We start from the raw sequence: 14021 nt of genomic DNA on the forward strand, positions 1-14021 counted from the left end.
GTCGCCGACAGCCCCCGCGTCGCAACAGCGCAGCGGAAGAGGGGCGGGCACTCGGCAGAGGGGCGGGCACTCACAGGAGTGTCCGCCCCTACGGCACACGGCCACCGACCGCGCCGGCCCGCCGCTGGAGCAACCGGCTCGCTGTTGGAGCAACCGGCCGCCGCTGGAACAAGCCGAGCAACAGCAGGTCACGCGGCAGACCGTGGAGCGCCCATGGTGCTACGCCGTCAGCGGGTGAGGGCCATGGGGCGGAGGCGTCCGTCGTGGACTTCGGTGATCTGGTCGACGGCGGTGAGGTGCGTGCGGTCGTGGGTGACCAGGACGGTGGCGGTGGCCTGCTGGTGGGTGAGGCGGGTGATCAGGTCGAGGACGGCGGCGCCGCGTTCGTGGTCGAGGGCGCTGGTGGGTTCGTCGACCAGGAGGACGGTGGGGTCGTTCATCAGGGCGCGGGCGATGTTGACGCGTTGGCGCTGGCCGCCGGACAGCTGGTGGGGGCGACGGCGGGCCTGGTCGGCCAGACCGACCGCGTCGAGGAGTTCCAGGGCGCGGGTGCGGGCCTTGGCGGGGCTGCGGCCGTCGAGCTGCGCCATGACCTGGAGCTGTTCGGCGGCGGTGAGGGACGGCAGCAGGTTGGGCTGCTGGAAGACGATGCCGATCTTGTGGCGGCGCAGGTCGGTGAGTTCACCGCGGCTCATGCCGGTGGTGGGGGTGCCGTCGATGGTGACCGTGCCGGCGTCGGGGGCGATCAGGGTGGCGGCGACGGCGAGCAGACTGGACTTTCCGGAGCCGGAGGGGCCGACCACGGCGGTGAGGCTGCCCTTGGGCACGTCGAGGGAGACCTTGTCGAGGGCGGTCAGGCGGGTGTCACCGTCGGGGTAGGTGAGGGTGATGTCGGTCAGGTTCAGGCTCATCGGGCGCTCCCCAGGGCGGTCAGCGGGTCGACGGAGGTGATGCGGCGGACGGAGAGGGCGGCCCCGAGGGCGCCGAGGAGGATCATCACGGCGGCGGGGACGAGGACGGTGGCGGGGGTGAGGAGGAACGGCACCGCGCTGCCGACGACGAGGGCGCCCAGGGCGGCGGCGATGGCCGTACCGACCAGGGTGCCGCCGGCGAGGAGGATGACGGCCTGGCCGAGAGCGTCCTTGAGGAGGGTGGCGGTGGAGGCCCCCAGCGCCTTCAGGACGGCGATGTCACCGCTGCGCTGGATGGTCCACACGGTGAAGAAGGCGCCGATGACCAGGGCGGAGATGGCGAACAGGAAGCCGCGCATCATCTGCAGGGAGCCGTTCTCGGACGTGTAGGACCCGATCGCGGACAGCGAGTCGTCGGTGGAGACGGTCTTGGTGCCGGCCTGCTCGTCGGTGGCCGCCACATCGGCCCCGGAGGCGGTGTTCAGGGCGATCACGGTCGCGGTCGGACGGTCGCCGTCGCCACTGGGCGGCGCGATTTTCTGCCAGGTGTTCAGGCTGGTCCAGATCACCGGGGTGTGGCTGAAGGAGGCATCGCCCCGCACAGCCGCCGCCGTCAGCCGCTGCCCGGCCATGGTGAAGGAGTCCCCGGGGGCGAGGCCGAGCTCGTCGGCGGCCTCGGTGGACAGCACCACCGACCGGTCGTCGATCTTGCCACTGTCCGGGGCCAGGTGGGAGCCGGGCGTCACACCGAAGGCGGAGACCCCGGTGCTCGTGTCCCCGGCGGTTGCCTTGGTGGTGGCGATCCCCAGCGGTTCGGCGCTCTCGACGCCAGGCGCCTTGGACCACCGCTGCCACTGTTCGGCGGTGACGGTGGAGTTGGAGTACGACACGTCCCCCTCGCCGGCGGGTGCCTGGAAGGCGATCTTGTCGGCGGGCAGTCCGGTGATCGCGGAGATGTTCTGCTGGCCCAGGCCGGCCGTCAGCCCGGACAGCAGCCCGACCAGCAGGGTGATCAGCACGATGACGGTCCCCATCAAGGCGAACCGCCCCTTGGCGAACTTCAGGTCTCTCCAGGCGACGAACACGGCGTGGTCTGCCCTTTCCACGTGGAATCGGTGTGTCTCCACGATCGCTGCTGCCCCCTTGTCCGGGCATCTGGCATCAGGCGGCACTTCACGGATCGAAGGGCGGCACACCGGTTGCAACTTTCGATGGAGGCCGTCTCGGGGTCTGTTTTCGTAGGCTGTACACACTGTGACCGCCTCCGCCCCCGTTTCCGCCCTGACCCCGACCAGCCGGGTGCTGGCCTGGTGCCTGCACCTGCTCTTCCTCGGCCTGCTCGCCCTGGCCGCCGGCCGGGCCGTGGTCGACGGCCTGCCACACGCCGGGATGACCACCGCGGCCGCCGCGACATGCGCCCTGGTGTACGCGGCAGGGCCGCTGCTGCCCCGGGTGCACGCCTCACGCCGTGCCGCGGCGGTGTGGCTGGCGTGCACGGGCGCCGGGTGGCTGCTGCTGCTGACCCTGTCCGCCGACGGCGTATGGGTCGCTTTCCCTCTGTACTTCCTCCAGCTCCACCTGCTGTCGCGCTGGGCGGGTCTGGCCGCGGTCGCGGCCACCGCACTCGCGGCGATCACCGCCTTCGCCGCCCACCAGCACTCCTTCAGTGTCGCCATGGCGATCGGCCCGGCCCTGGGCGCCGCCGTGGCCGTAGCGGTGGTGTGGGGGTACCAGGCCCTGTACCGCGAGAGCGAACAGCGCCGCAGGCTGATCGAGGAACTCACCGCCACTCGCGCCGACCTGGCCCAGGCCCAGCACACCGCCGGAGTACTCGCCGAACGCGAACGCCTGGCCCGCGAGATCCATGACACCCTCGCCCAGGGGCTCTCCAGCATCCAGTTGCTGCTGCGCGCCGCCGAACGAGCCCTGCCCGCAAAACCCGAGGCCGCCACCCGTTACGTCGGCCAGGCCCGCCAGGCCGCCGTGGACAACCTCGCCGAGGCACGCCGCTTCGTCGCCGCCCTCACCCCGCCCGCCCTGGAGGACACGAGCCTGGCCGGTGCCCTGGAACGCCTGTGCGCCACCACCTCCACGCGCCACCGGATCACCGCCCGCTTCCACCTCACCGGTACTCCCGTGACGCTGCCCACCGCCTACGAGGTCGCGCTGCTACGGATCACCCAGTCCGCCCTGGCCAATACCGTCCGCCACGCTCACGCCACCACCGCCGAGGTCACCCTCAGCTACCTCGGTGACCACGTCGCCGTGGACGTCGTCGACGACGGTTCCGGATTCGACCCCGATCGGCCACCGGCCCCCGCACAGGACGGCGGCGGCTTCGGACTCGCCGCGATGCGCGCCCGTATGCGCGCCCTCGACGGCACCCTCACCGTCGAATCCGCCCCCGGCCAGGGCACCTCCCTGGCTGCCCAGCTCCCCCTCACCCCACCCGCCGACAGCGAACCCGAGGCCCGCCCGTGACCGACACCCCCATCCGCCTGCTCCTGGCCGACGACCACCCGGTGGTACGCGCCGGGCTCCGCGCGGTGCTGGAGACCGAACCCGGCCTCACAGTGGTGGCCGAGGCGGCCACCGCCCAGGACGCCATCACCCGCGCCGCCGAAGGAGACATCGATGTCGTCCTGATGGACCTGCAGTTCGGCAAGGGCATGGGCGGCGCCGAGGCCACCGCCCGGATCACCGCACGACCGGGCGCGCCCCGCGTGGTGATCGTCACCACCTATGACTCCGATGCCGACACCCTGCCCGCCATCGAGGCCGGCGCCACCGGCTACCTCCTCAAGGACGCCCCGCCCGAAGACCTGGCCGCTGCCGTACGAACCGCCGCCGCTGGACGCACCACGCTGGCCCCCGCGGTCGCCGACCGCCTCATGAACCGGCTCCGCACCCCGGCCGCCGCCCTGACCCGGCGCGAGACCGAGGTCCTCGCGCTGGTCGCCGAGGGCCTGTCCAACCAGGCGATCGGCCAACGGCTCCACCTCACCGAGGGGACCGTCAAGTCCCACCTGGCCCGCGTCTACACCAAACTCGGCGTCGACTCCCGCACCGCAGCCGTGGCGACCGCCGCCGACCTCGGCCTCATCCGCCGCTGACCGAACCGGCTGTGCAGGGCCGACGGCGCCGGGTCGCACGGTGGGGCACGACTACCCGAGCCAGTGCCGTGACCGGCAATGTCCGCACGCACCGGACGACGCTCCTTGACGGGCAAACGTTGCGGGCAGCGGCACGAGGGCGTGTTTCGCAAGTCCCGTCCGGCCCGCGACGCCTGGCACGGCGCCTCGCCGCGTTGTCGGGATCGTCCACGTACGCCCGGTACGAGGGCGACCCTCCGCCTTGCGATGCACCGCACCGGACGCCGCGGCCCCCGCCCCTCGGGCGGACGACGCCACTTTCGAAACACGCCCTAGCGGCGCGCCCCCGGCCTGTCGGCTGGACTCGGCATCCCGGTCGTGGCCCCTGAGCCACCGGTCCGCGGCCGGTGCGCGGCAGGGGTGACGTGAGGGCGGTCGGGTGCGGGTGCGACGGGGGTGTGGCCGCCGGACGGCAGGTGCGCGGTGGTGGCGTCGTTGTCCGACGGCACGACCCGGCTGGGGGCCGAGGTGGCTGACAAGGCCGTCGGGGCTCCGCTGTCGGTCCTCGCACGCTTCCCGGCCCAGAAGCGGTAGACGGCCCAACCGGCACCGATGGCCAAGGTCGTCCAGATGACAGCTTCGGCCAGAACGACCTCCCGCGCGAAGGCGAGGTCCGGCCGAGGCGGCAGGACGATCATCTGCGCGGCGCCACCCACGGGCACCGTCAGCCCGGCAAGCAGGCCGGTCACGCCGGGTCGCTCGATGGCCGCACCCACCACACCCAGGACAGACCCGAACAGCACGCTCGCCAGCCACCACGTGAGCAACTCCGGCCAGTACAAGGCGAGCGGTTCGTCACGGACCAACGCGTCCATCGGGTAGTACGCCGCCGTGGCGGCGACCAGTGCAAGCGCCCCGGCCACAGCACCTCGTGTCCACGTCTTGGCCAGCCACCCCATCACCACGGCGAGCGCGGCCCACGCCCAACCGAGTCCCACGAGAAGGCTGAGCACCTTGGCGGTGCCGGCCCAGACAGTGCCCGCCAGCGGGGCGCCGAGTGCCGAATACGGTGAGGAGAGCGCATTGGCGAGCGAGGTGACCGCACCGAACCCGGCCCCTACCACGAGGGCGCACACCGTGATCTTCATTGTGTGAGCATACTCGGTATGCCGCTGGTGCCTTTCTGGCTCTCCTCCCGCCAACCTCTTCGCCGCATCAGGGACCGGCCCCGGCCGAGGCTCCGTCACTCTTCACGAAGAGTGACGGAGCCTCGATCGGGCGTGCCCGACGAGCATGACGAGTCGTCACCTGAGCATCGTCGCGCCGCACACTTCTAGGCGAGTTCGCCGGTGGCCCGGTTGCGGCGGATGAGCAGGTGGCGGTGGCCGCCGGTGCCGATGTGGATCCAGGCCCAGTCGTAGTACCGCGGCCCCTTCGCGCCGTTGCCGGCACTGTGCCGTTGCCAGGCCGTGGCGGGCGGGCGGCCGGCGACGGTGTCCGCGCGGACGGCGGTGCGGCCGTGGTTGATCCTCACCCGCGCAAGGCGCTGGAAGATGCTGGAAGGTGTCGAGAGGTGCCGGAAGGTGTTTCCGACGTCACGGCCCGATTTTGGATCCTCGCAGCCTTGCCCTGCTCGGTCCCTGTTTGTCCGTCTTCCTAGATGTCCCGGAAGATCTCGATCTGCGCGCCCACGGAGTTGAGGCGCTCCGCCAGCTCCTCGTAACCGCGGTTGATGACATACACGTTGCGCAGTACGGACGTGCCCTCGGCCGCCATCATGGCGAGCAGGACGACCACGGCGGGGCGCAGCGCCGGCGGACACATCATCTCGGCGGCGCGCCACCGGGTCGGACCCTCGACCAGGACCCGGTGGGGGTCGAGGAGTTGGAGCCTGCCGCCGAGGCGGTTCAGGTCGGTGAGGTAGATGGCGCGGTTGTCGTAGACCCAGTCGTGGATGAGCGTCTGGCCATGCGCCGAGGCGGCGATCGCCGCGAAGAAGGGCACGTTGTCGATGTTGAGCCCGGGGAACGGCATGGGGTGGATCTTGTCGATCGGCGCCTCCAGCTTGGAGGGGCGGACCGTGAGGTCGACCAGGCGGGTACGGCAGTTGTCGGCGACGTACTCCGTCGTGCGGTCGCAGTCGACGCCCATCTCCTCCAGCACCGCGAGCTCGATCTCCAGGAACTCGATCGGCACTCGACGGATCGTCAGTTCGGACTCCGTCACCACGGCGGCGGCCAGCAGGCTCATCGCCTCGACCGGGTCCTCGGAGGGGGAGTAGTCGACGTCCACGTCTATGTGCGGGACGCCGTGCACGGTCAGTGTCGTCGTACCGATGCCGTCGACACGTATGCCCAGCGCCTCCAGGAAGAAGCAGAGGTCCTGGACCATGTAGTTGGAGGAGGCGTTGCGGATGACGGTCGTGCCGTTGTGACGGGCGGCGGCCAGCAGCGCGTTCTCGGTCACGGTGTCGCCGCGCTCGGTCAGCACGATGGGACGGCCGGGTGTGACCGCGTGGTCGACCTGTGCGTGGTACAGGCCCTCCGTCGCGGCGATCTCCAGCCCGAACCGGCGCAGCGCGATCATGTGCGGCTCGATGGTCCGCGTACCGAGGTCGCAACCGCCCGCGTACGGGAGCTTGAACGAGTCCATGCGGTGCAGGAGCGGGCCGAGGAACATGATGATGGACCTGGTCCGGCGGGCGGCGTCCGCGTCGATGGCGTCCATGTCGAGCCGGGCGGGCGGGACGATCTCCAGGTCGGTCCCGTCGTTGATCCAGCGGGTCCGCACGCCGATGGAGTTCAGGACCTCCAGGAGGCGGTAGACCTCCTCGATGCGGGCGACCCGGCGCAGCACCGTACGGCCCTTGTTGAGGAGTGAGGCGCAGAGCAGTGCCACGCACGCGTTCTTGCTCGTCCTGACATCGATGGAGCCCGAGAGTCGGCGTCCTCCGACCACCCGCAGGTGCATGGGGCCGGCGTAGCCGAGCGAGACGATCTCACTGTCGAGCGCTTCACCGATGCGCGCGATCATCTCAAGGCTGATGTTCTGGTTGCCGCGCTCGATGCGATTGACGGCGCTCTGGCTGGTGGCGAGCGCCTCGGCGAGCTGACTCTGTGTCCAGCCCCGGTGCTGACGCGCGTCACGTATGAGCTTGCCGATGCGTACGAGGTAATCGTCTGACATGGCGAAAGGTTATCTCAGATATGAGATGCGCCTTCCGGTGGGGTGCGCTGTTCGGGTGACCACAGTGCGCAGGCGCGACCGTTGACCGCTCACGTGCACGTCACGGGCGTGGCACGGCACGGGTGGCACGTGCGTTCCATGGTCCACCTGGTTCGCCGCCTCGGCGCGCGGTGCACGCCCGTTCGGGGACGGGGACGGGGACGGGGACGGGGACGGGAAGCCGTGTGCGCGGCCTCAGACGTGGAGTTCGGGCGGCAGGCCCGTCCAGCGCAGGTCGGCGGGAAGGTGTCCCGTGTCGTTGTAGAGGAGTACGGAGGCGGGACGACCGGGGGCGTAGCGAATGACCGTCAGCGCGGCGTTGGCGTGGTTCAGGCCGATCCAGCGCCACTTCGGGGCGTCGAGGGCCTCCCGGACCAGCCAGGCGATGAGGAAGTTGTGGGTGACGACCAGTTCGTGGCGGGGTTCGTCGCCGTCAACCGGCCCGGTGAACCGCGCGAGCGCCGCACGGGCGAGCCCGGGGCCGGCTTCACGCTGGTCCTTGGGGAACCGGGCCAGGCGTTCCAGCGTGGCGTCGGCGATGCCCGGTGGCAGTTCGTGCCGCTCGGGAAGGTGGGGCAGGTAGTCCCCGGCGAGTTCGGACGGCCGGAGCAAAACGCCGTCGAGCCGTTCGCCGATCAGCTCGGCGGTGCGCGCGGCACGGGGGAGCGGGCTGTGGTGGATCGCCGAGAAGGGAACACGACGCAGCCGCTCACCCAGCGAGGCGGCTTGCCGACGTCCGTTCGCGGAGAGGTCGCTCTCGTCGTCCGTGGCCTCCCCGTGCCGGGCGAGGTAGAGATGGCGTGCGGCTGTTCCGGCCATGGTGTGCGGCGCCTTTCCCGCGAGTCCCGATCCCTGCGTGTCTGAACCGTCGACGCCCTTCGGAGCGGGCGGGGTTCCCGCCGCCGACGCCTCGCCCTGCCGGTTTTGACGCCGACCGGTGGGCGGCGGAGCGCGGGGGCGTTGTCAGTCCTGGGGGTGCAGGGACTCGGCCGCTGCGGAGGCGACGGTCCGCGCCACGAGGGCGAGCGCCGGCACGTCCAGCTTCCACTGCTGCCAGTACAGCGGTACGTCCACACGCCGCCCCGGCGCCAGTTCCGTGAGGACGCCCGACCGCAGCAGGGGTTCCGCCTGCGGTTCCGGGACCAGCCCCCAGCCGAGCCCCGCGGCCACCGCGTCGCAGAAGCCTTCCGACGTGGGTACGTGGTGGCGTAGGCGACCGGCGCCCGAACCGTCGGGCGTGAGCGACCGGACGAACCGGTCCTGCAGGTCGTCGCGCCGGTCGAAGGCGATCACCGGTGCGTCGGGCAGCCGGTGCTCCAGCGGCCCCGACGACAGATGGCGCGCCACGAACTCCGCACTCGCCACCGGCAGATAGCGCGCCAGCCCCAGCGGACGCACCGTGCAGCCCGCCACCGGCTCCGCCGCCGACGTCACCGCCGCCATCACCTGCCCCTCGCGCAGCAGCGCCGCGGTGTGCGCCTCGTCCTCGCGGTGCAGGTCGAAGCAGATGGGCGGGCTCTGCGGCACCCGGGTCAGGGCCGGCAGGAACCAGGTGGCCAGAGAATCCGCGTTCACCGCGATCGGCACCCGGGCCGGGCCCGCCCCGGTCGCGATCCCCAGCTCCGTCCGCGCGTCCCGCTCCAGGGCCGCCACCTGGCGCGCGAACCGCACCGCCACCTGCCCGGACTCCGTCGGCCGGACCGGCTTCGTCCGCATCAGCAGTACCCGGCCGGTGCGCTGCTCCAGCGCCTTGACCCGCTGGCTGACCGCGGAAGGCGTCACGTGCAGGGCCGCCGCGGCGGCGTCGAAGGTGCCCTCGTCGACGACGGCGAGCAGCGTGCGTACCTGGTCGAAGGGCAGGTCGGTCATCATGGGAGCTAATGTTAGGTAAGAAACTTTAGCTGTACTGATGACGTGGCGGCCCATAGCGTCGGGCGACATGAACAACGGCGTCCTCCCGGCGGCCCTCGCCGGATTCGGCACGGGCCTGTCTCTCATCGTCGCGATCGGCGCGCAGAACGCGTTCGTCCTGCGCCAAGGTGCGCGCGGCCGGGCCGTGCTCGCGGTGGTCGGCATCTGCGCCGCGTCCGACGCGGTCCTCATCGCCCTCGGCGTGGCCGGGCTCGGCGCCGTCGTCACCGCGTGGCCCGCCGCCCTGACAGCGGTCGGCGTGGCCGGTGGCGGCTTCCTGATCTGTTACGGCGTGCTGGCGGCCCGCCGCGTGCTGCGACCCGCCGCCGGACAGTCGCTGACGGCGAAGGGTGCCTCCGCGGGCTCCGTCCGCGCCGCGGTGCTCACCTGCCTGGCCCTGACCTGGCTCAACCCGCATGTCTACCTGGACACCGTGCTGCTGCTCGGTTCTGTCGCCGCCGACCGCGGCTCGCTGCGATGGGTCTTCGGCCTCGGTGCCATGCTGGCGAGCCTGGCGTGGTTCGCCGCTCTCGGCTACGGCGCCCGGCTCCTCAGCGGCGTCCTGGCCCGGCCCGGTGCCTGGCGGGTGCTGGACGCACTGGTCGCGGCCACCATGTTCGCGATGGGCGCCATGCTGCTGGCCCGTACTTTCTGACCTCGTCCCGGCCGGACGGTCCGGGTCCTCCCCTGCTCGCGACCCGGCCGCGCGGCCTGCAGCCGAGGAGGACCCGTGCCACGCGGGCGCCCCGTACCGGAGGAGCGCTCGCGCCCCGCGGCAGGTCCATGCCGGGAAGGGAGCCGGGGAAGGAGAGGCGCGGAAGGGAGCCGGGGAAGGAGAGGCGCAGACTTCGCTGCGAGAGGTCGACACGTGCCCGCGCATGACCGTTCGGCGGTGATGTACTAGAGTTATCTCGACATCGAGATATTTGCCGAAGGCGCACCGCAGTCCGCCATCGGGTAAGGGTTACCTAACTAAGTCTTACCTTAACGGATGGGCGAGGGGCCGCAGGCGGCACCACGCGGCGCCCGCCGTAATGAGGCGCGGCGCGGAGTACGCGCACATTGATGAAGGAGACTGTCGTGTCGGCGAACAGCTTCGACGCCCGCAGCACGCTGCGCGTGGGCGACGAGTCGTACGAGATCTTCAGGCTGGACAAGGTCGAGGGCTCCGCGCGCCTCCCGTACAGCCTGAAGGTGCTCCTGGAGAACCTGCTCCGCACCGAGGACGGCGCGAACATCACCGCCGACCACATCCGGGCGCTCGGCGGCTGGGACTCCCAGGCGCAGCCCAGCCAGGAGATCCAGTTCACCCCGGCCCGCGTGATCATGCAGGACTTCACCGGCGTGCCGTGCGTCGTGGACCTGGCCACCATGCGTGAGGCCGTGAAGGAGCTGGGCGGCGACCCGGCCAAGATCAACCCCCTCGCCCCGGCCGAGCTGGTCATCGACCACTCCGTCATCGCCGACAAGTTCGGCACGAAGGAAGCCTTCGGCCAGAACGTCGAGCTGGAGTACGGCCGCAACAAGGAGCGCTACCAGTTCCTGCGCTGGGGCCAGACGGCCTTCGACGAGTTCAAGGTCGTCCCGCCGGGCACCGGCATCGTCCACCAGGTCAACATCGAGCACCTGGCGCGCACGGTCATGGTCCGGGGTGGCCAGGCGTACCCCGACACCCTCGTCGGCACCGACTCGCACACCACGATGGTCAACGGCCTCGGCGTGCTCGGCTGGGGCGTCGGCGGCATCGAGGCCGAGGCCGCGATGCTCGGCCAGCCGGTCTCCATGCTCATCCCGCGCGTCGTCGGCTTCAAGCTGACCGGCGAGCTGAAGCCGGGCACCACCGCCACCGACCTCGTGCTGACCATCACCGAGATGCTCCGCAAGCACGGTGTCGTCGGCAAGTTCGTCGAGTTCTACGGCGAGGGCGTCGCCGCCACCTCCCTCGCGAACCGCGCCACCATCGGCAACATGTCGCCGGAGTTCGGCTCCACCGCCGCGATCTTCCCGATCGACGGCGAGACGCTGAGCTACCTGCGCCTGACCGGCCGCAGCGAGCAGCAGGTCGCGCTCGTCGAGGCGTACGCCAAGGAGCAGGGCCTCTGGCTGGACCCGGCCGCCGAGCCGGACTTCTCCGAGAAGCTGGAGCTGGAACTCTCCACGGTCGTCCCGTCGATCGCCGGCCCGAAGCGCCCGCAGGACCGCATCGTCCTCGCCGACGCCGCCGAGCAGTTCAAGCAGGACGTCCGCAACTACGTGGACACCGCCGACGAGGCGGGCAAGGAGTCCTTCCCGGCCTCCGACTCCCCGGCCGCCACCAACGGCGTCCCGTCGAACCCGGTCCCCGTGACCGCCCCCGACGGCACCACCTACGAGCTGGACCACGGCGCCGTCACCGTCGCCGCGATCACCTCCTGCACCAACACCTCGAACCCGTACGTCATGGTCGCCGCGGCGCTCGTGGCGAAGAAGGCGGTCGAGAAGGGCCTGACCCGCAAGCCGTGGGTCAAGACCACCCTCGCTCCGGGCTCGAAGGTCGTCACCGACTACTTCGACAAGGCGGGCCTGACCCCGTACCTCGACAAGGTCGGCTTCAACCTCGTCGGCTACGGCTGCACCACCTGCATCGGCAACTCCGGCCCGCTGCCGGAGGAGGTCTCCAAGGCCGTCAACGAGCACGACCTGGCCGTGACCTCGGTGCTCTCCGGCAACCGCAACTTCGAGGGCCGGATCAACCCCGACGTCAAGATGAACTACCTGGCCTCCCCGCCGCTGGTCGTCGCGTACGCCCTCGCCGGTTCGATGAAGGTGGACATCACCAAGGACGCCCTCGGCGTCGACCAGGACGGCAGGCCGGTCCACCTCGCGGACATCTGGCCGACCGAGGCCGAGGTGAACGACGTCGTCGCCAACGCCATCGGCGAGGACATGTTCAACAAGTCCTACCAGGACGTCTTCGCGGGCGACGCCCAGTGGCAGGCCCTGCCGATCCCGACCGGCAACACCTTCGAGTGGGACGCCGAGTCGACCTACGTCCGCAAGCCCCCGTACTTCGAGGGCATGACGATGGACCCGGCCCCGGTCGAGGACATCGCCGGCGCCCGGGTGCTCGCCAAGCTCGGCGACTCGGTCACCACCGACCACATCTCCCCGGCCGGTGCCATCAAGGCCGACACCCCGGCCGGCAAGTACCTCACCGAGCACGGCGTGGAGCGTCGTGACTTCAACTCCTACGGCTCGCGCCGGGGCAACCACGAGGTCATGATCCGCGGCACGTTCGCCAACATCCGCCTGCGCAACCAGATCGCGCCGGGCACCGAGGGCGGCTACACCCGCGACTTCACGCAGGACGACGCGCCGGTCTCCTTCATCTACGACGCCTCGCAGAACTACCAGGCCGCCGGCATCCCGCTGGTCGTCCTGGCCGGCAAGGAGTACGGCTCCGGCTCGTCCCGCGACTGGGCCGCCAAGGGCACCGCGCTCCTCGGCGTCAAGGCCGTCATCGCCGAGTCGTACGAGCGCATCCACCGCTCGAACCTCATCGGCATGGGTGTTCTCCCGCTCCAGTTCCCGGAGGGTGCGAACGCCCAGAACCTCGGCCTGACCGGCCAGGAGACCTTCTCCATCGCCGGCGTGACCGAGCTGAACGAGGGCACCACGCCGCGCACGGTCAAGGTCACCACCGACACCGGTGTGGAGTTCGACGCGGTCGTCCGCATCGACACCCCCGGTGAGGCGGACTACTACCGCAACGGCGGCATCATGCAGTACGTGCTGCGCAGCCTGATCCGCAAGTAGGCGACGCCGGGGGGCCGACCGGGCCGCCCCGGCAGCAGGCCGAACGGCGAGGGGCCGCATCCCGGAACACCGGGGTGCGGCCCCTCGCGTTTCGCACGACACCCGGGGCGGGCGCGCCTCCACCAGCCGATGGAATGCGATCGTGGGCCGGCGGGTTCATGCACAGAGCCACTGGCGCGGGGACCAGCCACTGGCACGGCGAGAGCAGAGCGCAGAAGGCGGAACGCACCCATGGGCGAGTTGATCCTGATCCGGCACGGCGAGACCGAGTGGTCGCGGTCCGGGCGGCACACCAGCTACACCGATCTGCCCCTGACCCCCTTCGGAGAGCGCCAGGCCCTCGCGCTGACACCCCTGCTCGCCGACCGGCGGATCGCGTTCACCCTGGTCAGTCCCTCGACGCGCGCGCGGCGCACCGCCGAACTCGCCGGGCTCGCCGCCCCCCGTATCACGCCCGAGCTGCACGAATGGGACTACGGAGGCTACGAGGGCGTCACCACCGACGAGATCCATCGCGCCCGCCCCGGCTGGAACTTGTGGACCGACGGCGTCGCCCCCGGCCCCGAGGCACACCCCGGGGAAACACCCGCCGAGGTCGGCGCCCGTGCCGACCGGGTACTGGCGGGGGTGGCGCGGGAGGCGGGCCGCGACGGGGACATCGCCCTCGTCGCCCACTCCCACTTCCTGCGGGTGCTCACCGCCCGCTACCTCCGGCTGACACCCGCCGAGGGCACGCTGTTCCAGCTCGCCACGGGGACAGTGTCCCGGCTCGGCACGGAGCACGGCCGGCCGGTGATCACGGCGTGGAACGTGACCCTGCCGGAGAGCCTGTTCCCGCAGGGGGCGCCGGAGGGACCGCAACGGGGCTGAGCGGCATGGGACGGGGACGCGCCGTCCCGTAGGGCCGTTGCGGGCACCGGCCCGCGCACCCGACCGATGCAGTCCGGTTGCCTTTCGTTCGCTTCGAAGGGTGATCGGAACTCCTCCCGAAGAAGTGCATCCGGACCACGTCGTCGAGCCGATGCGTACGGCCCAGCATGAATCCAAGTTCCTTGTGTACCAAGGATATTGGCGGTGTGTCACCGAC

The 14021-nt window shown here is 71.1% G+C and carries 12 protein-coding genes; 5 read left to right on the plus strand and 7 right to left on the minus strand.

The features are described 5' to 3' along the window. Positions 1-227: 227 nt before the first annotated feature. Positions 228-911, minus strand: coding sequence for an ABC transporter ATP-binding protein (locus ACGF2V_RS05040; protein ID WP_362705508.1), 684 nt, complete (start codon positions 909-911; stop codon positions 228-230). After that, positions 908-1996 carry an ABC transporter permease gene (locus tag ACGF2V_RS05045; protein WP_362629782.1) on the minus strand — a complete coding sequence of 363 codons (1089 nt, stop codon included), beginning with the start codon at positions 1994-1996 and terminating at the stop codon, positions 908-910. The genes ACGF2V_RS05040 and ACGF2V_RS05045 overlap by 4 nt, the downstream gene beginning before the upstream one ends. A 169-nt stretch (positions 1997-2165) precedes the next feature. Between ACGF2V_RS05045 and ACGF2V_RS05050 the strand changes: the two genes are divergently transcribed. Together ACGF2V_RS05050 and ACGF2V_RS05055 are read left to right on the plus strand one after the other, a co-directional pair. Beyond that, entirely contained in the window at positions 2166-3392 is a 1227-nt protein-coding gene (locus tag ACGF2V_RS05050) for a sensor histidine kinase (protein WP_362705505.1), read from the plus strand. Further along, a complete protein-coding gene (locus ACGF2V_RS05055; RefSeq protein WP_362629742.1) occupies positions 3389-4024 on the plus strand; it encodes a response regulator transcription factor in 636 nt (211 codons plus the stop codon). The genes ACGF2V_RS05050 and ACGF2V_RS05055 overlap by 4 nt, the downstream gene beginning before the upstream one ends. 311 nt (positions 4025-4335) lie before the next feature. Here the strand turns inward: ACGF2V_RS05055 and ACGF2V_RS05060 are convergent, their stop codons facing one another. The 5 genes from ACGF2V_RS05060 to ACGF2V_RS05080 all read right to left on the minus strand — a co-directional run bounded on the left by ACGF2V_RS05060 (position 4336) and on the right by ACGF2V_RS05080 (position 9097). Continuing rightward, the gene (locus ACGF2V_RS05060) at positions 4336-5151 is read right to left on the minus strand and encodes a hypothetical protein (protein ID WP_362705503.1); all 816 of its coding nucleotides are present in this window, start codon (positions 5149-5151) and stop codon (positions 4336-4338) included. Between the two features lie 185 nt (positions 5152-5336). Then, on the minus strand, positions 5337-5537 hold the full coding sequence (locus ACGF2V_RS05065; RefSeq protein ID WP_389045126.1) for a hypothetical protein: 201 nt from the start codon (positions 5535-5537) through the stop codon (positions 5337-5339). A 122-nt stretch (positions 5538-5659) separates the two neighbouring features. Further along, positions 5660-7189, minus strand: coding sequence for a UDP-N-acetylglucosamine 1-carboxyvinyltransferase (locus tag ACGF2V_RS05070; RefSeq protein WP_362621570.1), 1530 nt, complete (start codon positions 7187-7189; stop codon positions 5660-5662). 234 nt (positions 7190-7423) lie between these two features. Continuing rightward, positions 7424-8047 carry a histidine phosphatase family protein gene (locus ACGF2V_RS05075; protein ID WP_362621572.1) on the minus strand — a complete coding sequence of 208 codons (624 nt, stop codon included), beginning with the start codon at positions 8045-8047 and terminating at the stop codon, positions 7424-7426. 144 nt (positions 8048-8191) lie between these two features. Next, entirely contained in the window at positions 8192-9097 is a 906-nt protein-coding gene (locus tag ACGF2V_RS05080) for a LysR family transcriptional regulator ArgP (RefSeq protein ID WP_362621601.1), read from the minus strand. A 70-nt stretch (positions 9098-9167) separates the two neighbouring features. On the opposite strand from ACGF2V_RS05080, the gene ACGF2V_RS05085 reads away from it, so the two are divergent. The 3 genes from ACGF2V_RS05085 (at position 9168) to ACGF2V_RS05095 (ending at position 13804) form a co-directional block, all read left to right on the plus strand. Beyond that, positions 9168-9794 (plus strand): LysE/ArgO family amino acid transporter, encoded by a 627-nt coding sequence (locus tag ACGF2V_RS05085; RefSeq protein WP_362621574.1) that lies wholly within the window; start codon positions 9168-9170, stop codon positions 9792-9794. Between the two features lie 425 nt (positions 9795-10219). After that, positions 10220-12934 (plus strand): aconitate hydratase AcnA, encoded by a 2715-nt coding sequence (gene acnA, locus ACGF2V_RS05090; protein ID WP_362705501.1) that lies wholly within the window; start codon positions 10220-10222, stop codon positions 12932-12934. Between the two features lie 231 nt (positions 12935-13165). Then, a complete protein-coding gene (locus ACGF2V_RS05095; protein ID WP_362705499.1) occupies positions 13166-13804 on the plus strand; it encodes a histidine phosphatase family protein in 639 nt (212 codons plus the stop codon). The last annotated feature ends 217 nt before the right edge of the window (positions 13805-14021 follow it).

Origin of the sequence: Streptomyces sp. NPDC047982, from assembly GCF_043204165.1 — a bacterium.
Taxonomy (GTDB): domain Bacteria; phylum Actinomycetota; class Actinomycetes; order Streptomycetales; family Streptomycetaceae; genus Streptomyces.